Source organism: Denitratisoma sp. agr-D3, assembly GCF_054658675.1.
In genome coordinates, this window is record NZ_BAAGIA010000001.1 from 635,150 (window position 1) to 657,822 (window position 22,673).

A 22,673-nucleotide genomic window follows, 5' to 3' on the forward strand; every position below is an offset into this window, starting at 1 on the left:
CAGGAGACCTGACCATGACCGTCAATCAATTCGTCCGCATCTTCGCCGGCGCCTTCATCCTCATCTCCCTGACCCTGGCCCATGTCAACGCTCAGGCGGACATGGGCAAGCTATCCTGGCTCTGGTTCACCGCCTTCGTCGGCGCCAATCTGTTCCAGAGCGGCTTCACCAAGTTCTGCCCCCTGGAAAACATCCTGCGCAAGTTCGGCGTCAAGGACTGAGCGCGGCAAGACGCCCCATGGGGGCGTCGTTGCCGGCGGTCAGAAGGTGAGGACGATGCGGCCGTCGATCTTGCCGGCCCGCATGCGGGCGAAGATGTCGTTGATGTTTTCCAGCTTGTCGGTGCTGTAGTGGGACTTGACCTTGCCCTCGCCGGCAAAGGCCAGGGCTTCCTCCAGGTCCTTGCGGGTGCCGACGATGGAACCGCGCACGGTCTTGGCGTTGAGCACCACATCGAAAATGGACAGGTCGAAACTGCCGGGAGGCAGACCCACCAGGGACATGGTGCCCCGCTTGTGCAGCATGCCCACGGCCTGGGCGAAAGCGGTACGCGAGACGGCGGTGACCAGCACGCCGTGGGCGCCGTGCAGGGCTTTTTGCACCTCGGCCACCGGATCTTGCTGGGCGGCGTTGATGGTCATGTCGGCACCGAGGCTGCGGGCCAGGGCCAGCTTGTCGTCGGCCACGTCCACCGCTACCACGTGATAGCCCATCACCTTGGCGTATTGCACGGCCATGTGGCCGAGACCGCCGATGCCCGAAATCACCACCCAGTCGCCGGGTTTGCAATCGAGCACCTTGAGACCCTTGTACACCGTGACCCCGGCGCAGAGGATGGGTGCGGCCGGGGCGAAGTCCAGGTTGTCCGGCAGGTGGCCCACGTAGGCCGGGTCGGCCAGCACGTATTCGGCGAAGCTGCCGTTGACGGTGTAGCCGGTCATCTGCTGGTTGTCGCAGAGGGTTTCCCAGCCGGTGATGCAGTGTTCGCAATGGCCGCAGGCGGTGTGCAGCCAGGGCACACCGACCCGGTCGCCTTCCTTCAGGTAGGTCACGCCGGCGCCCACCTTGACCACGTGGCCGACGCCTTCGTGGCCGGGAATGAAGGGCGGATTGGGTTTCACCGGCCAGTCGCCGTCGGCGGCGTGCAGGTCGGTGTGGCAGACGCCGGAAGCGACGACCTTGACCAACACTTGACCGGGGGGAACTTCCGGCACGGGCACTTCCTCAATGACCAGGGGTTGGCCGAAGGCACGGACCACGGCAGCTTGCATCGTTGCACTCATTTTCATCCTCCTTGCGCTTGGCGCGCAGAACAAAGTACGAAGTACGGATGGTCTGATTCTAGGAAAACGAGGATGACCGCTTTGTGACGGAAGTCAACAGCGGAAACAGGCAAAGACAACGGGCCAACGTGCTGCGGTGCACCGGCAGGAAACGGGCGTCGGGCAGGCGTGGGAAGGGTTTGGCAGCGGGTGCCGTGTTAGACTTAACAAGGAAAAGGCGCGGGGAGGCAGCAGTTCCCACCCCGGAAAACTCGCGGTCGTCATGCGGCGGCGATGTTCTCAGGCCGAATCAATCAAAGGAGAACGGTGCAGCCGAAATCTACGGCGGCCCTCTGACGTTCAACTTACGCAGGTTGTAACCCCATGCGGATATTGCTGGCCGAGGACGACCCGATCATTGCCGACGGGTTGGTGCAGGTGCTGAAGAAGTCTGGTTATGCGGTGGATCATGTGGGCAATGGCGCCGACGCGGATACCGCCTTGCTGTCCCAGCAGTTCGATCTGCTGATCCTCGATCTCGGCTTGCCCAAGGTGCCCGGCATCGAAGTGTTGCGCCGCCTGCGCAACCGCAAGTCTCCCCTGCCGGTATTGATCCTCACCGCCCAGGATGGCGTTGAAGACCGGGTCAAGGGCCTCGACGCCGGTGCCGATGACTACCTGACCAAACCCTTCGCCCTGCCCGAGCTGGAGGCACGGGTGCGCGCCTTGACTCGCCGTGGCACGGGACAGCCGCGTCAGATCGAGGTGGGGCCGCTGGTGTACGACCAGGCGGAGCGGGTGGTCACCGCCGGCGACCAGCTCGTGGAGTTGTCGGCCCGGGAGCTGGGGGTGCTCGAAATCCTGATGCTGCGGGTGGGGCGCCTGGTGAGCAAGGAACACCTGGTGGATCATCTCTGCGGCTGGGGCGAGGAGGTCAGCACCAACGCCATCGAGGTGTACGTCCATCGCCTGCGCAAGAAACTGGAACCCCTGGGGATCCGCATCACCACCCTGAGGGGGCTCGGCTACAGTTTGGAAAAACCGGTCGAGCATGTCTGAGCAACGCCGCTTCTGGTGGTTGCACTTCGCTTTTGATTCCCTGCTCGGGGAAATCCTGCTCTGGATCTTCTCCCTGTTGTTGTTCCTCTGGGCCATCTCCATCCTGATGACCTATCAGGCCGCCAACAGCATCGCCAATCAGCCCTACGACGAACAACTGGCCAACGACGTGCGCGCGGTGGCCAAGTTGTTGAGCGTCCAGCGCGGCGCCGTGAATTTCAGCTACCAAGGTGTGGCTCGCGACCTGCTGCGGGCGGACGCCCGGGACCGGGTGTTCTATCAAGTGGTGGATGAAAAGGGCCAGATCGTCGCCGGGGATCAGGATATTCCCTGGGTGGACATTCCCGAAGGCGGCGAGCCGGAAAGCGTGCGTTACCGGGACGAGGAGATCGGCGGCGACGAGGTGCGGGTGGCCTTCGGCTACTTCCCCGTGGCGGACAGCGGGCGCGTGGTCCTGGTGCAGGTGGCGGAAACCCGCAAGAAGCGCCAGGGTTTGGCGGCCAGCATGGTGTCCGGGGTGATCGTGCCCCAGTTCGTCATCGTGCCCCTGGCGGTGCTGCTGGTCTATCTCGGCCTGGCCCGGGGCATCACGCCCCTGCAACGGCTGCAACAGGATTTGCGCCGGCGGCGCTCCTCCGATCTGAGCCCGGTCAGCACCACCGGCATCCCCGAGGAAATCCGGCCCCTGATTGAGGCCATGAATGCCGTGATGAAGCGCCTTGACGACAATCTCCATGCCCAGCGCCGCTTCATCGCCGATGCCGCCCACCAGATCAAGACCCCCCTCACCGGGCTGCGCACCCAGACCGAGATTGCCCTGCGCGAAAACGATCCCCAGGCCCTGCGCAGCATTTTGCGCAACGTGGCGTTGGGGGCGGAGCGCTTGTCCCACCTGAGCCAGCAGTTGCTCTCCCTGGCCCGGGCCGAGGCGACGACCCAGCAGGCCAGCCAGTTTGCTCCGCTGGACCTGCGGGAAGTGGCCCGTTCCGTGGCCGAGGAATGGGCGGACCGCGCCCTGGCGAAGAATCTCGACCTCGGTTACGAGGAGGATCCGCAGCCCGTGGTCATCACCGGCAGCAAGTTCCTGTTGCGGGAAATGCTGGTCAATTTGATGGACAACGCGGTGAAGTACACGCCGCCCGAGGGCCGGATCACCCTGCGGGTGAAGACTCTGCGGGACAACGCCTTGCTGCAACTGGAGGATTCCGGTCCCGGTATCCAGCCGGAAGAACGCGAATTGGTGTTCGACCGTTTTTATCGCGGCCTGTACACGGCGGAGGAGGGCAGTGGCCTCGGCCTCGCCATCGTCCGCGAGATCGCCGATCTGCACGGCGGCCAGGCCACGATGGGGGTGCCCGCGCTGCATCCCGGTACCCTGGTCACGGTTTCCTTGCCGCTGGCCGCCGCCGAGGGAGACTGATGTGACGTCCCCGCCGCCTTCCGCTTCCCCGTCGTCCGGCCAAGGTCGCGGCTGGTGGCGCGGCGGCCTTGATCGGGACCAATGGCGGGTACTGGTGGCCTCATCCCTGGGCACGGTGTTCGAGTGGTACGACTTTTATCTCTACGGCTCACTGGCCGGCATCATCAGCAAACAGTTCTTTGCCGGCGTCAATGAGACTACGGCCTTCATCTTTGCCCTGTTGGCCTTCGCCGCCGGTTTTGCCGTGCGCCCGGTGGGGGCCATCGTGTTCGGCCGCCTGGGCGACCTGATCGGGCGCAAGTACACCTTCCTGGTCACCATTTTGATTATGGGGCTGTCCACCGCCGTGGTGGGTATGCTGCCCACTTACCACCAGATCGGCATGCTGGCGCCGATCATCCTGATCACCCTGCGGCTGTTGCAGGGCCTGGCCCTGGGCGGTGAGTACGGCGGAGCGGCCACCTATGTGGCCGAGCACGCGCCGGCGGGGAAGCGGGGACTGTTCACCAGTTTCATCCAGTCCACCGCCACCGTCGGCCTGCTGCTGTCCCTGCTGGTGATCCTGGTCTGTCGTTCCTGGCTGGGCAAGGAGTTCGACGAATGGGGCTGGCGCCTGCCCTTCCTGATTTCCATCCTGCTGCTGATCGTCTCCATCTACATCCGCATGCAGTTGAACGAGTCGCCGGTGTTCCTGCGCATGAAGCATGCGGGCAAGGCCTCCCGGGCGCCCCTGACCGAGTCCTTCGCCCGTTGGGACAACCTGAAGGTGGTGATTCTGGTGATGTTCGGTGGTACGGCGGGTCAGGCGGTGGTCTGGTACACGGGCCACTTCTACGCCCTGTTCTTCCTGCTGCAAGCCCTCAAGCTCGATCCCCAGACCGCCAATCTGCTCATGGTCGGTGCCCTGGTCATCGGCACCCCCTTTTACGTGCTGTTCGGCTCCCTGTCCGACCGCATCGGCCGCAAGCCCATCATCATGATCGGCTGCATCGTGGCGGCCGCGACCTACTTCCCCATCTTCAAGGCCCTGACCGAGTATGCCAACCCGGCCATTTTCAAGGCCCAGCAATTGAACCCGGTGGTGGTGGTGGCCGATCCGGCCCAGTGCTCGGTGCAATTCGACCCGGTGGGCAAGGCCCGTTTCCTCAGCGACTGCGACATTGCCAAGGGCTGGCTGGCGAAAAAAGCCGTGCCTTACAGCTTGCGTCCCGGTCCGGTCGGCAGCCCGGCCCATATTTGGGTTGGCAGTGTCGAAGTGCCAAGCCTCGACGGCACCAAGGTGCCGCCCGAGCAGTTCAAGTACCGTTTCGCCGAATTCGACCAAGCCATGCTGAGCGCCGTGCGCCAGGCCGGCTACCCTTCCCGGGCCGACCCGGCCCAGATCAACATTCCGGTCGTGTTGGGACTCCTGAGTCTGTTGGTCATTTACGTCACCATGGTGTACGGCCCCATCGCCGCCTGGCTGGTGGAGCTGTTCCCGGCCCGCATTCGCTACACCTCCCTTTCCCTGCCCTACCACATCGGCAATGGTTGGTTCGGCGGCTTCCTGCCGACGGTGGCCTTCGCCATGGTGGCGGCCACCGGCGACATTTATTACGGTCTTTGGTATCCGGTCGTGACCGCCCTGGTCACTGCCCTGGTTGGCACCTTCTTCTTGCCGGAAACCAAGGACCGGGAAATCCACCACATCTAGGCGACCGCGTTTCGCCGCCATTCCCCCTGTTGTTTTGCTGCGTTGCAGCGGACATACCTCTGCCTCCGGGATGTTCATCTTCTTGCATCCGGCATTCGGGTTGTAAGCAACGAGTCAGAACTGATTACTAGACTCCTAAAATGTTGAGGTAACCAAACGATGTCGTTGTTGTAGTTTGGCTACCGCTACATCCAGGAATCGCGCCGGGGTTCGCCTCGGCCGGTCACCGAAGTACCAACCGGAAGGAGACATACCATGCAGGAAGACTTGGTTAAAAAAGTCCAAAGTAATCCCACCTACCAAGAGTTGAAGGCCAAGCGCACCGCCTACGGCTGGGTGCTGACCATCATCATGTTGGTGGCCTATTACGGCTACATCGCCGTGATCGCCTTCGACAAGGAACTGTTTGCCCGCAAGATCGGCGAAGGCGTTACCACCCTGGGCATTCCCGTGGGTATCGGTTTGATCGTGTTCACGGTCATCATCACCGGCTTGTACGTGCGCCGTGCCAATACCGAATTCGACGAAATGACCGCCAAGCTGCTGAAGGAGATCAAATAATGCGTCGTCTGATCCAACTCCTGGCCCCCCTCTGCCTGTGGGCGGCCACCAATCCCGTGCTCGCCGCCGCCCTAGAAGGGCAAGCGGAAAAGCAAGCCACCAACTGGACCGCCATCATCATGTTCGGCGTCTTTGTTGCCGCGACCCTCTGGATCACCAAGTGGGCCGCTGCCAAGACCAAGACCGCGGCGGACTTCTACACGGCCGGCGGCGGTATCACCGGCTTCCAAAACGGCCTGGCGATCGCCGGTGACTACATGTCCGCGGCCTCCTTCCTGGGGATTTCCGCCGCCGTGTTCGCCAACGGTTACGATGGCCTGATCTATTCCATCGGCTTCCTGGTGGGCTGGCCCATCATCATGTTCCTGATGGCGGAACGGCTGCGCAACCTCGGCAAGTTCACCTTCGCCGACGTGGCCGCCTACCGTTTCGAACAGAACCGCATCCGCTCCCTGGCGGCTTCCGGCACCCTGGTGACCGTGGCTTTCTACCTGATCGCCCAGATGGTCGGTGCCGGTCAGCTGATCAAGCTGCTGTTCGGCCTGGAATACTGGATCGCCGTGGTGATCGTGGGCGCCCTGATGATGGTCTACGTGCTCTTCGGTGGCATGACCGCCACCACCTGGGTGCAGATCATCAAGGCCGTGCTGCTGCTGTCCGGCGCTTCCTTCATGGTGTTCATGGTGCTGTCCCAGTTCGGTTTCAGCCCCGAGGCTCTGTTTGCCAAGGCCGTGTCCATCAAGACTGACGGTGCCACCAAGGCCCTGATCGCCGAGGCCGTCAAGGCCGGAGCCGATCCTGCGGCCGCGGCTGCAGGCGTCGATATGGCCAAGGCTGCCGCCAAGGGTCAGTCCATCATGGCTCCCGGCTCCTTCGTCAAGGACCCCATCTCCGCCATTTCCTTCGGCATGGCCCTGATGTTCGGTACCGCTGGTCTGCCCCACATCCTGATGCGCTTCTTCACCGTTCCCGATGCCAAGGAAGCTCGTAAGTCCGTGTTCTGGGCCACCACCTGGATCGGCTACTTCTACATGCTGACCTTCATCATCGGCTTCGGCGCCATCGTGCTGGTCTCCACCAATCCCGAGTTCCTGGATGCGGTGAAGGGCGGCCTGAAGGGCGGCGGCAATATGGCGGCTATCCACCTGGCCAACGCCGTGGGCGGCAACATCTTCCTCGGCTTCATCTCCGCCGTGGCCTTCGCCACCATCCTGGCCGTGGTTGCTGGTCTGACCCTGTCCGGTGCTTCCGCCGTGTCCCATGACCTGTACGCTTCCGTCTGGCGTCATGGCAACGTGGATAGCGCGACCGAAATGCGCGTGTCCAAGATGACCACCGTGGCGTTGGGTGTCGTGGCCGTGGTGCTGGGTATCGCCTTCGAAAAGCAGAACATCGCCTTCATGGTGTCCCTGGCCTTCGCCATCGCCGCTTCCGCCAACTTCCCCGTGCTGCTGCTGTCCATCCTGTGGCGTGGCGTGACGACCCGTGGCGCCTTCATCGGCGGTTTCCTGGGTCTGATCACCGCCGTGGTGCTGACCGTGCTGTCCGACTCGATCTGGGTTGCTGTGATGGGTAATCCCAAAGGCAGCGCGCCCTTCCCCTATACCTCTCCTGCCCTGTTCTCCATGACTGCCGGCTTTGTAGGTATCTGGCTGTTCTCCATCACGGACAACAGCGAACGGGCCAAGATCGACCGCGCCGGCTTCGAAGCCCAGCAGGTTCGTTCCGAAACCGGCATCGGTGCCGCGGCTGCTTCCGCCCACTGATGTTTTTACCGGCCGCCTTCGGGCGGTCCGGCTGCAAAAGGCCCCGGAATCCGGGGCCTTTTGTTTTTTGGGCATGGGCGACAGAACCATGCCCACTGGGTAGAATGATGGATGGTTTTCGGTCTAAGAAAACGGATCCATGCATAGTGCAAGGCGGGCTCGTGGCATTCCCGACCCGCTGGACGACCGTCACAATAAGAAGAAGCAAAAGGAGCATAATCAAAACATGCAATCGGCAGAAACCCCTTTCATGAAAGTGTGTAACGCCTTGTATAAGAAAATTAAATTGTTTCTTTGCTTGCTCTGCTTGGGAGGCTTGGCGAGCGTAGGCTGGGGTAAGGACACGCTGACCTTGGGTGTGTTTGCCTATCGCGCCAAGGACGTGTTGGAACAGCGCTACCAAGCCTTGGCCGACTACCTCGGGCAGGAACTGGGGGATGTCGATGTCAAGCTGCGGGTGCTGAGCCAGGAAGAAATCGAGCGTGCCCTAGCGGCAAAGCAGTTGGACTTGCTGCTGACCAATCCCAGCCACTATGTGCTGGTGCGCACCCAGTTCAATCTGACGGGCGCATTGGCAACCCAGATCGCCTTGGAAAATGGACAAGCCACCGAGCGGCTGGGGGGCGTCATTGTCGCCCGCAATGAAGCGGGCTCGCCCCAGGTCCTGGCCGACCTAAAGGGCAAGCACATCGCCGTGCCGGGACTCAAGTACCTGGGGGGCTATCAAACCCAGGCCTACGAACTGCGCCAAGCCGGCCTGAGCCTGCCCGGCGACGTGCGCTTCGAGGAAATGGGCAGCCACGACAACGTGGTCAAAGCGGTGTTGGATGGGCGTGCGGATGCCGGTTTCGTCCGCACCGGCATGATCGAGCAACTGACGCGGGAGGGCAAACTGGATGTCGCTCGCCTACGCATCATCAATCCCCAGCAATTTCCCGGGTTTCCCTACCTGGTGTCCACGCGGCTGTATCCCGAGTGGGCCTTCGTCGCCTTACCCCATGTGGACAGCCGTCGGGTGCGGAAGATTGCTTCCAGCCTGATGCTGCTGGAAGCCGACAGCCCCGTTTCCCTGGCCGCCGGGATCGCCGGTTTTGCCCCGCCCGCCGACTATCTGCCGGTGGAAACCATCATGCGGGAACTCAAGTCTCCGCCCTTTGACCGGGTGGAGCCGATTACCCTGGCGGATATCTGGCGCCAATATCAAATTCCGGCTGCCCTCATCCTGTTATCCCTGAGCGTCATCGCGGTTTTGATCGTCCTGCTGGTGCGGCGTAACCATCAACTACAGCAGGGCAGCCAAGCCTTGATGCAGGCGCGGCTTTCGGCCGAAACCGCCAGTCGGGCAAAGAGCGAATTTCTGGCCAACATGAGCCACGAAATCCGCACTCCCATGAACGGCGTCATGGGCATGGCCCAGCTCCTCAAGCACACGACCCTGGACAAGGAACAGCAGGAGTATGTGGACATCATTTCGGAAAGCGCCAATAGCCTGCTGACGATCCTCAACGACATTCTCGATCTGTCCAAGATCGAGGCTGGGCGCCTAGATATCGAGCAGGTGGACATGGACCTGACGGAAATCATGCAGCAGACGGTGGACCTGATGCTGCCCCGGGCCAAGGAGAAATCCCTTTCCCTGGAAAGCCGTCTGGCGCCGGACATGCCCCGCTGGGTCACGGGGGATCCGGTACGGATTCGCCAGGTGCTGCTGAACCTGGTGGGTAATGCCATCAAGTTCACCCACGACGGCAGCGTCACCATCATCGCCGGGCTGCATCAGGAGGCCGATGCGGCGCCGATGCTGTTTTTCGAGGTGAAGGACACCGGTATCGGCATTCCCGCCGACAAACTACCCGGCTTGTTTTCTCCTTTCACTCAGGCCGATAGTTCCGTCACCCGCCGTTACGGCGGTACGGGCTTGGGCTTGTCCATTTCCCGCCGCCTGGTGGAGTTGATGGGGGGCATGGTGGGGGTGGAAAGCCGTCCCGGCGTGGGCAGCGTTTTCTGGTTCCGCATCCCCTGCAAGCCGGCGGAGCCCAAGGCGAAGCACGAGGAAGTCGTCAAGAGCGCGCCGGAGAAGGGCCAGGGCAACATCCTGATGGTGGAAGACGTGCGCACCAACCAGATGATCGCCAAGGCCATGCTGACCAAGCACGGTCACCATGTGGACGTGGTCGAGAACGGCGAGCAGGCCTTGTTCAAATTGGCCCGCCACAATTACGACCTGGTGCTGATGGATTGTCAGATGCCGGTCATGGACGGCTACGAGGCCACCCGCCGCATTCGCGCCAACTATCCGGTGGTGCTGGATCCACAGATTCCCATCATCGCCATGACCGCCAGCGTCATGGCGGAGGACCAGCAACGCTGCAAGGATGCCGGCATGGACGGCTTCATCAGCAAACCGGTGGACGAGGCCGAGTTGATCCGCACCGTGGCCTCGACCCTGCAAGACGTCGCCAGCCGCCGGGCCGCCGCCCCCTAGGTTCGTTGTTGACCAGGGGAGCGTGGCCCTCTTCTGCGGGGCGGCGTTCTACAGCCGGTACTCCATCTGCAACTTGAGTTGCAGGCGCTTCGCCTGTTGGAAGGCCTCTTTCAGCACGTGTCGGTCCAGCCGGTTGAGCCGGTGGGGGTCGATGCGGTTCGCCCGGCCTTCCTCCGCGCCAGCCTCTTGGTTGCGCAAGCGCAGTTGCTGGATGAAGTAAAACCCATCCACCAGGGCACTGACATCCTCGCCCGCCATCTTGCCTTTTTTCTCCAGGGCCCGCAGTCGCTGGGCAGTGGAAGTCTCGCCGATGCCGTTGGCCAGGGCGAGGATGCGGGCCGCATCGACGAAGGGGCGGGAGCCGAAGGCCTTGAGGTCGATAGTGCGAGGATGGTCGCCGCCTTTGTCGGTCAGGAAGTTGCCGAGAAACCCCAGGGGCGGCTTGGCGCGGAAGGCGTTTTCCGCCATGAAGCGCTGGAACATGGGTTCCGAGGGGATCGCCGCCAGCAGCCATTCGCGCAGTTCCTCCGCCAGCTCGGTGTGGCCCTGGATCGGGCGGAAGTCGAAAAAAATGGTGGCGTTGAGCAGGGCCTCCGGATCGGCGCTACGCATCCAGGCCAGGAAGCGCTCCTTCCATTCGTCCAGGGAACGGCACAGGTCCGGGTTGCCGGCCATGATGTTGCCCTTGCACAAGGGAAAGCCGCAGGTATCGAGGCGGCGGTTCACTTCCTGGGCGAAAGGCAGGAAAACGTTGCGCAGGGCTTCCTCCTCCCCCGGCGGAGCGCGGAAGATGATGCCGTTATCCTGGTCGGTGGACAGGGTTTGTTCGAAGCGTCCCTCGGAACCGAAGGCGAGCCAGCACCAGTCCACCCGGGGCAAGGAAAAATCGAGGCAGGTCAGTTCCAGCAAGCGCACCGCCAGTAGGTCGTTGAGGGTGGACAGGGTTTCCGTCAATTGCTCCGCCGCCGCGCCTTCGTTCAGCATCTGACGGCCGATGCGGCGGATGTCCTCCGCTGCCGCCACCAGGCCGCCCACATCGCGCACGCCGCGTATGGCGCTGGCCATGGCTTTGGCGCCACCGCGCTGGACGTCGAGGATGTCGCTCTGGGAAACCACGCCGGCCAGGCGGTCGGCGCTGTCCACCACCACGATGTGGTGGATGCCGTGGCGGGCCAGCAGCATTTCCGCCTGGTAGGCGGTGGCACGCCAGTTGAGGGCCACCAGGGGCTGGTGGCCGAGGGTGCCGAGGACCATGCGGTCCAGGTCGAAGTCCGGCGCGGCCACCTGCTTGAGCAGGTCGCGCAAGGTGAAGATGCCCAGGGGGCGCAGGTTTTCCGGTTCCACGACGACCACGGAGCCGATGGCTTTTTCGGCCATGGTCGCCACCACTTCCCGCAGGGGCGTTTCCGGCGTGACGGAAACCGGCATCTGGCGGATGAAGTCCGCCAGGGGGCTGTGCAGATTGAGCCGTTTGCTGCGCGTTGCGGTCATGGCGAAAGCCTCCTGGCTGGGGCGGATGGAAAGCGGGAAGGAGAAGGGCTCAGTACTTGAGGCGGGCGTGCCAGCATTTTTCCGAAGCCTCCAGGGCCTGGCCCAGGGTGACGATGCCCTTGTCCGCCAGCAGGGGCAGCATGCGCAGGAATAACTGTCCCGTCATCAGGGCGTCGGCCAGGGCGTTGTGGCGTTGGCCGAGGGGAATGCCCAGGCGCTCGGCGATGGCTTCCAGCCGGTGGGACTCTTGTCCCGGATGGATCAGGGTGGACAGCAGCAGGGTATCCAGCACCGGTTGGGAGAAACGCAGGCCGCTGCGGGCTTCCTTGAGTTGCAGGAAACGCATGTCGAAGGCGGCGTTGTGGCCGATCAATACCGTGTCGGCGCAGAAGCCGTGGAAGTTCGGCAGGACGGCATCGATGCCGGGCTGGTGGCGAACCATATCGTCGGTGATGCCGTGGATGGGGATGCCCTCGGGTTTGATGGGGAAGCCCGGATTGACCAGTTGGTCGAAGGTTTCCTGGGCGATCAGGCGGCCGTTGAGCAGATGGACGGCGCCGATCTGGATGATTTCGTCCCCCTTGGACGGCTCCAGGCCGGTGGTTTCGGTATCGAAGGCGGTGCAGGCCAGGGCCGTCAGTTTCTGCTCCAGGTCCACGCCCTCGTGGTGGAAGTCGAACAGATTGAAGTCGTAGTACTCGGGACGGCTGCTGCCGGCGGTGTTGCCCGCGCGCAAGGCCTCTGCCGCCGGCGGCGCGGCCAGGGGCAGGGACAGGCGCAGGATGCGGCGGTGGGCGGCGCTGTCGTGGAGGAAGCGCAGCGTGCCGCCGTGGCGCTCCATCACCTGGCGCAGGGTCAGTGCGTCGGCGTCGCTGCCGGCCACCGGGTCCAGCTCCCAGGTGAACAGGGTTTCCGAGGACATGGGGGTGCCGCTCCAGATCAGGTCCAGACTGGCCCGGCCCGGGTCGGCGGGGTCGTCGTGGAGGGCCAGGCGCAATTCCCGCAATTCGTACTGGTCCTCCAGGCGTTGGGCGAGGAAGACCACGGCCTCGATCAGGGCGTAGCTGTCGGCCTGGACCCACAGCGGCTCGGCCACCGGCTCGGGCTTCAGGCTCAGGCTGGTATGGGCGGCCAGGCCCTGGACCAGGGCGGCGACCAGGTCGGCGGCGGGAATGTCCTCCAGGGGCCAGGGGCTTTTCAGGGTGTCCATCAGGGCCAGGGCGTCCCGGTCGAACTGGGCCTGGATATCGGCCAGGGCGCGCTTGAGGGCGCCGTCGCCGCCTTCCGCCATGTGCCCCAACTGGCTGCGCTGTCCGGCGGTCAGGGTGTGGAAGGCGTGGTTGCGCTGGACGTCCCGCTCGAAGCGGCGGGTGATGTCCTCCACCGTCAGTACGTAGCCGCTGATGGCGGCGGGCGCGGTGTCGCCGCCGGCCAGTACCGGCGCCATGTGCAGGTGCAGGAGGCGGCCTTCGCGCAAGGTGATGACGAAGTGGGTGACGGGATGCAGGTTGCCGCCGCGCAGGCGTTGTTCGATCAGGGCGAGGCCGTGGGCCAGGCGCTTGCGGTCCAGCAGGGCGTAAATGGATCGGCCCAGGGCCAGGGTCGGGCAGGCGGCCCCGGTGGGCAGGCCGACGCCGAACTGGCTGCGGGCCCGTTGGTTGTAGAGCAGGATGCGGCCATCCAGATTGCAGACGATGACGCCCATGGCCAGTTCGGACATCAGGGCCGCCAGGCGATTGCGCTCGCTTTCGACGCTGGACTTGGCCGCGGCGATCTGCTGTTCCACGTCGAGCAGCAGGCTGTCCCGCTGTTGGGCCAGTTCGTTGGCGGCCCGGGCCAGTTCCTGCACTTCCGGCGGGCCTTCGGGCGTGACGCGGAAATCCCGGTTGGCCCCCAGCATCAGGCGCAGGTGTTCGGCCATGCGATGCAGGCCGGTGACGTACTGTTCAAACAGGTGGCGCAACAGGGCGGCGCCCACCGCGAAGCCGGCCATGGTGAGCACGACGCCGATGGGCATGCGGTGCTGGAGCACCTGGATCAGGGTCTGCCGTTCCTCCGCCGGCATGTCCAGCAGGAGGACGGTGGCGGTGAGCAAGAAGGGCCCCGTCATCAGGAAGCCCAGTAGGATCAACGCCAGCCAGAAACGTCGGCGGGCGGTGAGGCCGTTCAAGATTGTGCCCATACGGGTCTCGTCTCCTCCATGTGTCTTCGGAACCGCCGTCGGCCTGGAGGCCGTTTCTCTTGCGGTATCGGTGACGGCCCCTCTGCGGAGGCCGCCCTTTCCGTCGGGACGAGGGGGATTATCCGACGATTTCCGTCAAAGCGGCCACCAGGGCGGCACATTGCGCCTCGTCGCCGACGGTGATGCGCAAATACTGGTCGATCCGTGGCTTGGCGAAGTGGCGCACGATGATGCTGCGTTCCCGCAGCAGTCGTGCCAGATCCGCCGCATCCCGGCCGGGATGGCGGGCGAAGACAAAGTTGGCGGCGGAGGGCAGCACCTCGAAGCCGAGGCGCTGCAGGTGGGCGGTCAGTGCGTCGCGGCTGGCCATGACCCGGCGCCGGGTGGCGTCGAAATATTCCCTGTCTTCCAGGGCGGCTGTGGCGCCGGCCAGGGCGAGGCGGTCCAGGGGGTAGGAATTGAAGCTGTCCTTGACCCGCTCCAGGCCCTCGATCAACTCGGCGGCGCCGAGCGCGAAGCCGACCCGCAGTCCGGCCAGGGAGCGGGACTTGGACAGGGTTTGCACCACCAGCAGGTTCGGATGGCGGGCGATCAAGCCGGCGGCACTGGGAATGGCGTCGCCGCCGAAGTCCACGTAGGCCTCGTCCACCACCACCACCGAGTCGGGATTGGCGGTGAGGATGGCCTCCACCTGGTCCAAGCCGAGCAGGATGCCGGTGGGGGCGTTGGGATTGGGAAAGATGATGCCGCCGTTGGGGGCGGCATAGTCCTCCGCCCGCAGGCGGAATTGCCCATCCAGGGGCACGGCCCGGTAATCGATGCCGTAGAGGCCGCAATAGACCGGATAAAAGCTGTAGGTGATGTCAGGGAACAGGATGGGGCGCGGGTGCTTGAGCAGGGCGAGGAAGACGTGGGCCAGCACCTCGTCGGAACCGTTACCGACAAAGACATTGTTCTTTGCCAGGCCATGGAAGGCCGCCACGGCCTGTTTGAGCTTGTCGCCGCTGGGATCGGGATAGAGGCGCAGGCCGTCGCCCAGTTCCGCCTGCATCGCGGCGATGGCCCGGGGCGAGGGGCCGTAGGGGTTTTCGTTGGTGTTGAGCTTGACCAGATTGGCCAGTTTGGGCTGCTCCCCAGGGACGTAGGGAGTCAGGGTTTGGACGGTTTGGCTCCAGAAGCGGCTCATGGGACGTTGTGCGGGTCGGCAGGAAGGGGCGCCGCCAGGGCGCGGAAAGCGGGCGCCAGGGCGCGCGGCGAGAGGCCAAAATGGTATCATGCAGCCGCTTTCAGCCCTCATTTTCCCCAGCCATGCGGCAAGCCGAAATTTCTCGCAACACCCTCGAAACCCAGGTGTCCGTCCGTCTCGACTTGGACGGCTCGGGCAAGTCCGATCTCTCTTCCGGTGTCGGTTTTCTCGACCACATGCTGGACCAGATCGCCCGCCACGGCATGATCGACCTGACGGTGAAGGCGACCGGGGATTTGCACATCGACGCCCACCACACCGTGGAAGACATCGGCATCACCCTCGGCCAGGCCCTGGCCAAGGCCCTGGGCGACAAGAAGGGCCTGCTGCGCTACGGCCACGCCTACGTGCCCCTGGACGAGGCTCTGTCGCGGGTGGTGGTGGATCTGTCCGGACGTCCCGGCCTCGATTTCAACGTGCCCTTCACCCGTGCCGCCATCGGCGAGTTCGACGTGGATTTGGTGCGGGAATTCTTCCAGGGCCTGGTGAACCACGCCGCCATTACCGTGCACATCGACAACCTGAAGGGGGAAAACGCCCACCATCAGGCCGAGACCGTGTTCAAGGCCTTCGGCCGTGCCCTGCGCATGGCGGTTTCGGCCGACTCCCGTTCCAGCGGTATCCCCTCCACCAAGGGCACCCTCTAACAACCCCTTACTCGTCGAGCACGACCATGAGCACTGTCGCCGTCGTTGATTACGGCATGGGTAACCTGCGTTCCGTGGCCAAGGCCCTGGAGCATGTCGCGCCCGCGTCACAGGTCATCGTTACCGCCGATCCGGCCGTCGTCGCCAGCGCCCAGCGGGTGGTGGTTCCGGGCCAGGGCGCCTTGCCCGATTGCATGGCGCAACTGACCAGCCGTGGACTCAAGGAGGCGGTGATCCGCGCCGCCGCGGAAAAGCCTTTCCTCGGCATCTGCGTTGGCCTGCAAATGCTGTTCGACCATGGCGAGGAGGGCGATGTGCCCGGCCTCGGCATCCTGGCCGGACAAGTGCCCCGGTTTCCTCGGGGTGGGGTGATGGTGGCGGCCGACGGCAGCCCCCTCAAGGTGCCCCACATGGGCTGGAACGAAGTGCACCAGGCCAAGCCCCATCCGCTCTGGCAAGACATCGCCGACGACGCCCGCTTTTACTTCGTGCACAGCTATTACGTGGCGCCGACGGACCCGGCCCTGACCCTGGGCACCACCCGCTATGGCATCGCCTTTACCAGTGCGGTGGCTCGGGATAACATCGCCGCTGTTCAATTCCATCCGGAAAAAAGCGCCCAGTCCGGTTTGCAGTTGTTACGCAACTTCATGCAGTGGAACCCCTGATCCCAACCTCCGTCCCCCTTTCCCGCGAATTTCACGCCCCTTCGACGCTTATGCTGCTCATACCCGCTATTGACCTGAAAGACGGACATTGTGTGCGCCTCAAACAGGGCGATATGGACGATGCCACCGTGTTTTCCGACGACCCTGCCGCCATGGCCCGCCATTGGATCGATCAGGGTGCCCGCCGACTCCATCTGGTGGACTTGAACGGCGCCTTCGCCGGCAAGCCGAAGAACGAGTCCGCCATCAAGGCCATTCTCCAGGAGGTCGGCGACGAGATTCCCGTCCAGCTGGGCGGCGGCATCCGCGACCTGGATACCATCGAGCGCTGCCTCGACAACGGCCTCACTTATGTGATCATCGGCACCGCAGCGGTGAAGAACCCCGGTTTCCTGCACGACGCCTGCTCCGCCTTTCCCGGCCACGTCATCGTCGGTCTCGATGCCAAGGACGGCAAGGTGGCGGTGGATGGCTGGTCCAAGCTCACCGGCCACGACGTGATCGACCTGGCCAAGAAGTTCGAGGACTACGGCGTCGAGGGCGTGATCTATACCGACATCGGCCGCGACGGCATGCTGACAGGCGTGAACATCGAGGCCACGGTCAAGCTGGCCCAGGCCCTGCGCATTCCCGTCATCGCCTCCGGCGGCATCGGCAGCCTGGCCGACGTGAAGGCCCTGTGCGCGGTGGAGGACGAGGGCATCACCGGTGCCATCACCGGACGCGCCATCTACGAAGGCAAGCTGGATTTCGCCAAGGCCCAGGCCGAGGCGGACAAGCTCAGCGCCAAGAAGTAATTCATGCTGGCCAAGCGCATCATCCCCTGTCTCGACGTCAACGCCGGCCGCGTGGTCAAGGGCGTCAATTTCGTCGAGCTGCGGGACGCCGGCGACCCGGTGGAAATCGCCCGCCGCTATGACGAGCAGGGCGCCGACGAAATCACCTTCCTCGACATCACCGCCAGTTCCGACGAGCGGGACATCATCCTGCACATCGTCGAGGCCTGTGCCGAGCAGGTGTTCATTCCCCTCACCGTGGGTGGCGGGGTGCGCTGCGTGGACGACGTGCGCCGCCTGCTCAACGCCGGCGCCGACAAGGTGAGCATGAACACCGCCGCGGTGACCAACCCCCAGTTGGTGGCGGATGCCTCCGGCAAGGTGGGCAGCCAGTGCATCGTGGTGGCCATCGACGCCAAGCAGACCAGTCCCGGCAAGTGGGAAGTGTTCACCCACGGTGGCCGCAAGAACGTGGGCCTGGACGCCATCGCATGGGCGAAGCAGGTGGAATCCCTCGGTGCTGGTGAAATCCTGCTCACCAGCATGGACCGGGACGGCACCAAGGCCGGTTTCGACCTGGCCCTGACCCGGGCCGTGTCCGAGGCGGTGAACATTCCCGTCATCGCCTCCGGCGGTGTCGGCAACTTGCAGCATCTGGCCGATGGCGTCAGTCAAGGCAAGGCCGATGCGGTGCTGGCCGCCAGCATCTTCCACTATGGCGAATACACCGTGCGCCAGGCCAAGGAATACATGCAGCAGCGCGGCATCGAGGTCCGTCTCTGATGTCCCTCTGGCTGAACGAAATCAAGTGGGACGAACACGGCCTGGTGCCGGTGATCGCCCAGGATGCGGCCAGCGGCGAAGTGCTCATGTTCGCCTGGATGAACCGCGAGGCCCTGGCCAAGACCGCCGAGCTGGGCGAGGCCGTTTATTGGTCCCGTTCCCGCCGCAAGCTGTGGCACAAGGGCGAGGAATCCGGCCACGTGCAGAAAGTGGTGGAAATCCGCAAGGATTGCGACGACGACGTGATCCTGCTCAAGGTGGAGCAGGGGGGTGGCATCGCCTGTCACACCGGCCGCCGCAGCTGTTTTTTCAACCGCCTGGAAACCGATCAGTGGCAGGCGGTGGATCCCGTACTCAAAGATCCCAAGGAGATCTACAAGTGAGCCGCCGCTGGGCCGCCATGAGATTGCACAGGGGGCGGTCGGGCGTTTTCTTTGGAGCGGGCCTGGCCCGCGAATACCCGTCGCCTCTTTCCGTGGGAAAGAGCATGGGAGAAAGGCCGTAAAAATGATCGACATGGAAGTGCTGCACCGCCTCCAGGCCACCCTGCTTGAACGCAAGGGCGCCGCGCCGGATTCTTCCTACGTGGCCGGGCTTTACGCCAAGGGTACCGACACCATCTGCAAGAAGGTGGCCGAGGAAGCGGCGGAGACCATCATGGCCGCCAAGGATGGCGACCGTCTGCACCTGGTGCGGGAAACCTGCGACCTGTGGTTCCACAGCATGGTCCTGCTGGCCCACATGGGCATCGGCGTGGACGACGTGCTGGTGGAGTTCCGCCGCCGGGAAGGCATTTCCGGCATCGACGAAAAGAAGAGCCGGAGCCAGTAAGTGAGCGACTGCATCTTCTGCCGTATTGCCAAGGGCGAGATCCCCAGCCGAAAGATCTACGAGGATAACGATATCTTCGCTTTTCATGACATCAATCCCCAGCGCCCGGTACACTTCCTGGTGATTCCCAAGCAGCACCTGGCCAGCCTCGACGAGGCGCGGCCGGAGCATCAGGAACTGCTGGGCAAGATGCTGGTCAAGGCAGGTGAACTGGCCCGCAGCGTCGGGCTGACGGACGGTTTCCGCACCCTGATCAATACCGGCCGCATCGGTGGGCAGGAGGTGTTCCACCTGCACATCCACATCCTGGGCGGCCCCGAGCCCGTCGGACCCATGGTGGTCCGCTAACCCCATTCAAAGGAGAACGACATGGGCAGTTTCAGCATTACGCATTGGTTGATCGTGCTGGTCATCGTGGTGTTGATTTTCGGCACCAAGAAACTGGCCAACATCGGCAAGGACCTGGGCAGTGCCGTCAAGGGTTTCAAGGAAGGCGTCAAGGAAGGCAACAACAGCGATGCCCCGCGCGAACCCGAGCAGGTCACCGGTCGCACCATCGACGTGGAAGTGAAGGAAAAGACCAAGTCCTGAGTGGCTTGGCGCAGTCCGGATGTTCGACATCGGTTTTTCCGAATTGATGGTGATCGCGGTGGTCGCCCTGGTGGTGATCGGCCCCGAGCGCCTGCCGGCCGTCGCCCGCACCGTGGGCGGCCTGCTGGGGCGCGCCCAGCGTTATTTCAACAGCGTCAAGGCCGAGGTGAACCGGGAGTTGCAGCTGGAGGAACTCAAGCGCATCCAGCAGGAAACCTACGACCGGGTCATGGCCATGGAAACTGAGGTCAAGACCGAGTTGGCGCGCCTGGAAACCGATGTCCATTCCGCCGCGACCGCCCTGGACGATCCTGCGCCCGCGCCCGTGGCAACGGTCGCTGCGGCTGATACGGCCGACCTTGCCTTGCCTGCGGCCGCTGCCACTCAATCCGTGGGCGAGTCGATGGTCGTGCCGACCGTGACCTCCGCTGCCCCGAGCGAAGCCCCGGCCGTCGCTGCGGGCCAGGCCGACCTATTCGCCGAATCCCATCCCCCCGCGTCGGCCGAGTCCCCCGCGAGCAAGGCCTGATCATGGCTGAATCCGATAGCATCCAGGAGACCTTTGTCTCCCACCTGATCGAGCTGCGCCAGCGCCTGATGAAGGCCATGGGCGCCGTGTTGTTGCTGTTCCTCGCCATGATGCCCTGGTCCGGCAAGATCTACGACTTGTTGGCCCAGCCCATGATCGCCACCCTGCCGCCGGGCACCAAGATGATTGCCACGGGGGTGGTGACGCCCTTCCTGGTGCCCCTCAAGGTGACACTGTTGGTGGCCTTCGTCATTGCCCTGCCCATCGTGCTCTACCAGGCTTGGGCCTTCGTCGCGCCCGGCCTGTACGCCCACGAAAAGAAGCTGGTGTTGCCGGTGATCGTCGCCACCACCGCCCTGTTTCTGGCCGGCATGTCCTTCTGCTATTTCTTCGTCTTCAACACGGTGTTCAAGTTCATCGCCGAGGTGTCGCCCAGCAGCATCACCCCGGCGCCGGACATCGAGCAGTACCTGTCCTTCGTCATGACCATGTTCGTCGCCTTCGGCACTACCTTCGAGGTGCCGGTGATCGTGGTCTTGCTGGTACGTTTTGGCGTGGTCCAGCTGCAAAAGCTGAGGGAGATGCGTCCCTACGCCGTGGTGGGCGCCTTCGTCATTTCCGCCGTGGTGACGCCGCCCGACGTGACGTCACAAGTCATGCTGGCGGTGCCCATGTGTCTGCTGTTCGAGCTGGGCCTGTTCTGCGCCCGCTTCGTGGCGCCCAAGACCACCGCCCTGACCGAAACCAGCGCCTCCTAGTCCCGGGCTTTCAGCCCTGGGAAGGCTTGGGGCGCTTGCCCACGGTGACGCTCACGTCCGCTTCCCGATTTTCCCGCCGCAGGTGGAAGGTGCCGGTCTGACCGGGCTCCAGGCCGGCGATCAGTTCCAGCAGGGACTGGGCGTCCCTCACCGGTTTGCCATTGATGGACAGGAGCACGTCGCCGGGCTTGATGCCAGCCTTGTCGGCGGGGCTGCCGCGCATGATGCCGGCGATCAGGGCACCGTTGGTGTTGGGCAGGCGGAAGGACTCGGCCAGTTCGGGGGTGATCTCCTGGATTTCCACGCCGACCCAGCCCCGGGTCACCGCCCCGTTCTTGATGATCTGATCGAGCACGCTGCGGGCCAGGGAGGCGGGAATGGCGAAACCGATGCCCATGGAACCGCCGCTCTGGGAATAGATGGCGGTGTTGATGCCCACCAGATTGCCATTGCTGTCTACCAGGGCGCCGCCGGAGTTGCCGGGGTTGATGGCGGCGTCGGTCTGGATGAAGTTCTCGAAGGTGTTGATGCCCAAGTGGCTGCGGCCCAGGGCGGAAACGATGCCGGAGGTGACGGTCTGGCCGACGCCGAAGGGGTTGCCGATGGCCAGCACCACGTCGCCCACGCGCAGGGCGTCGGAGTTGGCAAAGGTGATCACGGGCAGCTTTTCCGGGGCGGCGATGCGCACCACGGCCAGATCGGATTCGGGGTCGGTGCCCACCACCTTGGCCTTGAGCTTGCGGCCGTCGTTGAGGGCCACCTCGATGGCATCGGCCCCTTCGACCACGTGGTTGTTGGTCAGGATGTAGCCCTCGGCGTTGACGATGACGCCGCTGCCCAGGCCGGCCCGGCGCTGGGTTTCCTCGCCGCCCCGGTCGCCGAAGAAGTGGCGGAACAGCGGGTCGTTGAACAGGGGGTTGCGCGGCGTGCGGACTTCCTGGGAGGTGTAGATGTGCACCACCGCCGGCAGGGCCTTGCGCGCGGCGTCGGCATAGCTGGCAACGCGCCGGCTATCGGCGCCGCTATCGCCGGCTTCCTGCACGGTAACGACGCCGGTGGCGCTATCCCGGTGCAGCCATTCGGGCTTGAGGGTCTGGACGGTGAAGAGGGCGGCGATGCAGACCGTCACCGTCTGTGCGAAGATCAACCAAAGTCGTTTCATAGTGGGGATGGATGTGATGCAGCGCAATGAGTTGTGCAGTTATCTGGACGCCTTGTTGGAGGCGGGCCGTTTTCGCGATTATTGCCCAAACGGCCTACAGGTGGAAGGTCGGGGGGAAGTCGGCAAAATCGTCTGCGGCGTCACCGCCAGCCAGGCCTTGCTCGATGCCGCGGTTGCCGCCGGGGCCGATGCCGTGCTGGTGCACCATGGCTGGTTCTGGAAGGGCGAGGACAGCCGCGTCACGGGGCTGCGCAAGTCCCGCCTGGGGACCCTGCTGCGCCATGACATCAACCTGATCGCCTACCACCTGCCCCTGGATGCCCATCCCGAACTGGGCAACAACGCCCAATGGGGTGCCCTGGCCGTTTGGCAGGTGGAGGGACGCTTTGCCGACCAGGACATCGGCTTCCTTGGCCGCCCCACATCGACGCAAAGCGCCGCGGACGTGGCAGATCATTTGCAGCGGGTCCTGGCGCGCCAACCCCTGCTGGTGGGCGACGGCACGCGGCCGGTACGGCGCATCGCCTGGTGTTCCGGCGGTGCCCAGGGTTATTTCGAACAGGCCATTGCCGCCGGCGCGGACGTGTACGTGAGCGGCGAGATTTCCGAACAGACCACCCACCTGGCACGGGAATCCGGCGTGCCCTACATTGCCGCCGGCCACCACGCCACGGAACGCTACGGCGTCCAGGCCCTGGCCCGCCACCTGACGGCGGCCTGCGGCCTGGACTGCACCTACGTGGAGGTGGACAACCCGGCTTGA

23 protein-coding genes are annotated in these 22,673 nt (G+C 64.1%); 18 read left to right on the plus strand and 5 right to left on the minus strand.

The features are described from left to right. The first annotated feature begins 14 nt into the window (after nucleotides 1-14). Complete coding sequence (locus tag ACYQ2U_RS03015) at nucleotides 15-221, plus strand: YgaP family membrane protein (RefSeq protein WP_459948850.1); 207 nt, start codon at nucleotides 15-17, stop codon at nucleotides 219-221. A 39-nt stretch (nucleotides 222-260) separates the two neighbouring features. On the opposite strand, the gene adhP is transcribed toward ACYQ2U_RS03015, so the two are convergent. Further along, nucleotides 261-1,283, minus strand: coding sequence for an alcohol dehydrogenase AdhP (gene adhP, locus ACYQ2U_RS03020; RefSeq protein ID WP_459948851.1), 1,023 nt, complete (start codon nucleotides 1,281-1,283; stop codon nucleotides 261-263). 363 nt (nucleotides 1,284-1,646) lie between these two features. Between adhP and ACYQ2U_RS03025 the strand changes: the two genes are divergently transcribed. The 6 genes from ACYQ2U_RS03025 to ACYQ2U_RS03050 all read left to right on the plus strand — a co-directional run bounded on the left by ACYQ2U_RS03025 (nucleotide 1,647) and on the right by ACYQ2U_RS03050 (nucleotide 10,246). Next, nucleotides 1,647-2,321 carry a response regulator gene (locus ACYQ2U_RS03025; protein ID WP_459948852.1) on the plus strand — a complete coding sequence of 225 codons (675 nt, stop codon included), beginning with the start codon at nucleotides 1,647-1,649 and terminating at the stop codon, nucleotides 2,319-2,321. Further along, on the plus strand, nucleotides 2,314-3,741 hold the full coding sequence (locus ACYQ2U_RS03030) for a sensor histidine kinase (protein WP_459948853.1): 1,428 nt from the start codon (nucleotides 2,314-2,316) through the stop codon (nucleotides 3,739-3,741). The genes ACYQ2U_RS03025 and ACYQ2U_RS03030 overlap by 8 nt, the downstream gene beginning before the upstream one ends. 1 nt (nucleotide 3,742) lies before the next feature. Further along, entirely contained in the window at nucleotides 3,743-5,434 is a 1,692-nt protein-coding gene (locus ACYQ2U_RS03035; RefSeq protein ID WP_459948854.1) for an MFS transporter, read from the plus strand. Nucleotides 5,435-5,689: 255 nt separating this feature from the next. Beyond that, nucleotides 5,690-5,995 (plus strand): DUF485 domain-containing protein, encoded by a 306-nt coding sequence (locus ACYQ2U_RS03040; protein WP_459948855.1) that lies wholly within the window; start codon nucleotides 5,690-5,692, stop codon nucleotides 5,993-5,995. Then, on the plus strand, nucleotides 5,995-7,761 hold the full coding sequence (locus tag ACYQ2U_RS03045) for a cation acetate symporter (RefSeq protein WP_459948856.1): 1,767 nt from the start codon (nucleotides 5,995-5,997) through the stop codon (nucleotides 7,759-7,761). The genes ACYQ2U_RS03040 and ACYQ2U_RS03045 overlap by 1 nt, the downstream gene beginning before the upstream one ends. Nucleotides 7,762-8,077: 316 nt before the next feature. Next, nucleotides 8,078-10,246 carry a hybrid sensor histidine kinase/response regulator gene (locus tag ACYQ2U_RS03050; protein WP_459948857.1) on the plus strand — a complete coding sequence of 723 codons (2,169 nt, stop codon included), beginning with the start codon at nucleotides 8,078-8,080 and terminating at the stop codon, nucleotides 10,244-10,246. A gap of 48 nt (nucleotides 10,247-10,294) precedes the next feature. On the opposite strand, the gene ACYQ2U_RS03055 is transcribed toward ACYQ2U_RS03050, so the two are convergent. The 3 genes from ACYQ2U_RS03055 to hisC all read right to left on the minus strand — a co-directional run bounded on the left by ACYQ2U_RS03055 (nucleotide 10,295) and on the right by hisC (nucleotide 15,105). Next, nucleotides 10,295-11,737, minus strand: coding sequence for a putative nucleotidyltransferase substrate binding domain-containing protein (locus ACYQ2U_RS03055; protein WP_459948858.1), 1,443 nt, complete (start codon nucleotides 11,735-11,737; stop codon nucleotides 10,295-10,297). Nucleotides 11,738-11,786: 49 nt separating this feature from the next. Beyond that, nucleotides 11,787-13,919, minus strand: coding sequence for a 3'-5' exonuclease (locus ACYQ2U_RS03060; protein ID WP_459948859.1), 2,133 nt, complete (start codon nucleotides 13,917-13,919; stop codon nucleotides 11,787-11,789). 118 nt (nucleotides 13,920-14,037) lie between these two features. After that, nucleotides 14,038-15,105 carry a histidinol-phosphate transaminase gene (gene hisC, locus ACYQ2U_RS03065; protein WP_459948860.1) on the minus strand — a complete coding sequence of 356 codons (1,068 nt, stop codon included), beginning with the start codon at nucleotides 15,103-15,105 and terminating at the stop codon, nucleotides 14,038-14,040. Nucleotides 15,106-15,227: 122 nt separating this feature from the next. On the opposite strand from hisC, the gene hisB reads away from it, so the two are divergent. From hisB to tatC, 10 genes are all read left to right on the plus strand, one after another. Next, nucleotides 15,228-15,812 (plus strand): imidazoleglycerol-phosphate dehydratase HisB, encoded by a 585-nt coding sequence (gene hisB / locus ACYQ2U_RS03070; protein ID WP_459948861.1) that lies wholly within the window; start codon nucleotides 15,228-15,230, stop codon nucleotides 15,810-15,812. A 26-nt stretch (nucleotides 15,813-15,838) separates the two neighbouring features. After that, nucleotides 15,839-16,480 carry an imidazole glycerol phosphate synthase subunit HisH gene (gene hisH, locus ACYQ2U_RS03075; protein ID WP_459948862.1) on the plus strand — a complete coding sequence of 214 codons (642 nt, stop codon included), beginning with the start codon at nucleotides 15,839-15,841 and terminating at the stop codon, nucleotides 16,478-16,480. Between the two features lie 50 nt (nucleotides 16,481-16,530). Further along, nucleotides 16,531-17,277, plus strand: coding sequence for a 1-(5-phosphoribosyl)-5-[(5-phosphoribosylamino)methylideneamino]imidazole-4-carboxamide isomerase (gene hisA / locus ACYQ2U_RS03080; RefSeq protein ID WP_459948863.1), 747 nt, complete (start codon nucleotides 16,531-16,533; stop codon nucleotides 17,275-17,277). Between the two features lie 3 nt (nucleotides 17,278-17,280). Continuing rightward, a complete protein-coding gene (gene hisF, locus ACYQ2U_RS03085) occupies nucleotides 17,281-18,039 on the plus strand; it encodes an imidazole glycerol phosphate synthase subunit HisF (RefSeq protein WP_459948864.1) in 759 nt (252 codons plus the stop codon). Further along, nucleotides 18,039-18,422, plus strand: a complete 384-nt coding sequence (hisI, locus tag ACYQ2U_RS03090; RefSeq protein WP_459948865.1) for a phosphoribosyl-AMP cyclohydrolase — start codon at nucleotides 18,039-18,041, stop codon at nucleotides 18,420-18,422. Before hisF ends, hisI begins: the two co-directional genes overlap by 1 nt. Before the next feature lie 124 nt (nucleotides 18,423-18,546). Further along, on the plus strand, nucleotides 18,547-18,870 hold the full coding sequence (locus ACYQ2U_RS03095) for a phosphoribosyl-ATP diphosphatase (protein ID WP_459948866.1): 324 nt from the start codon (nucleotides 18,547-18,549) through the stop codon (nucleotides 18,868-18,870). Further along, nucleotides 18,871-19,218: a histidine triad nucleotide-binding protein gene (locus ACYQ2U_RS03100; RefSeq protein WP_459948867.1), complete on the plus strand. Its 348-nt coding sequence runs from the start codon at nucleotides 18,871-18,873 to the stop codon at nucleotides 19,216-19,218. 21 nt (nucleotides 19,219-19,239) lie between these two features. Next, complete coding sequence (gene tatA, locus ACYQ2U_RS03105; RefSeq protein WP_459948868.1) at nucleotides 19,240-19,461, plus strand: Sec-independent protein translocase subunit TatA; 222 nt, start codon at nucleotides 19,240-19,242, stop codon at nucleotides 19,459-19,461. Between the two features lie 19 nt (nucleotides 19,462-19,480). Beyond that, a complete protein-coding gene (gene tatB, locus ACYQ2U_RS03110; protein ID WP_459948869.1) occupies nucleotides 19,481-19,990 on the plus strand; it encodes a Sec-independent protein translocase protein TatB in 510 nt (169 codons plus the stop codon). Nucleotides 19,991-19,992: 2 nt separating this feature from the next. Then, nucleotides 19,993-20,748 carry a twin-arginine translocase subunit TatC gene (gene tatC / locus ACYQ2U_RS03115; RefSeq protein ID WP_459948870.1) on the plus strand — a complete coding sequence of 252 codons (756 nt, stop codon included), beginning with the start codon at nucleotides 19,993-19,995 and terminating at the stop codon, nucleotides 20,746-20,748. A gap of 10 nt (nucleotides 20,749-20,758) precedes the next feature. On the opposite strand, the gene ACYQ2U_RS03120 is transcribed toward tatC, so the two are convergent. After that, nucleotides 20,759-21,910, minus strand: coding sequence for a Do family serine endopeptidase (locus tag ACYQ2U_RS03120; protein ID WP_459948871.1), 1,152 nt, complete (start codon nucleotides 21,908-21,910; stop codon nucleotides 20,759-20,761). A gap of 16 nt (nucleotides 21,911-21,926) precedes the next feature. Between ACYQ2U_RS03120 and ACYQ2U_RS03125 the strand changes: the two genes are divergently transcribed. Further along, a complete protein-coding gene (locus ACYQ2U_RS03125; RefSeq protein WP_459948872.1) occupies nucleotides 21,927-22,673 on the plus strand; it encodes a Nif3-like dinuclear metal center hexameric protein in 747 nt (248 codons plus the stop codon).